1 protein-coding gene is annotated in these 377 nt (G+C 39.8%); it reads left to right on the top strand.

What is annotated here, in order from left to right:
* The coding region (locus A6013_RS24595; protein WP_139128321.1) for an AAA family ATPase at positions 1 to 251 on the top strand (251 nt) is incomplete at its 5' end.
* Between the last annotated feature and the right edge of the window lie 126 nt (positions 252 to 377).

The following is a 377-nucleotide window of genomic DNA, read 5'->3' as shown; positions in this document are numbered from 1 at the left end:
TAGTTCTTGATTTTCCGGCAAACACACAAACAAATCGTGAATGGATGATGAGCATTATTATGGAGTCAGGTGCCAGTAATCAGCTGCACTATCTGAAAGTTTCTGATGACGTATGTAAATCCCGCTTACGCGGGCGTAATGCAGAAGGAGAACATGAATTTTCGACCTCAGATCAACAATTTGAAATCATAACGCATTATTTCTCAGAACCAACTGCTGATGAAGGGGTTAATATCGTTGAATACAGCTGAATCTACCTTTCTACACATAAGCCGTCTGCTGGCGGCTTATTAATTCTTCTAGCTTTTATAGCAATATTCGATTCTACAATGTTTTCAACGTCTGCTTTTGGCACAGAGCGGACATTCATATTCATC

This window comes from Enterobacter sp. IF2SW-B1, assembly GCF_001743375.1.
Classification (GTDB): Bacteria; Pseudomonadota; Gammaproteobacteria; order Enterobacterales; family Enterobacteriaceae; genus Enterobacter; species Enterobacter bugandensis.
Note: the sequence above shows the minus strand (reverse complement) of the source record. Positions and strands in the feature narration are given on the sequence as shown.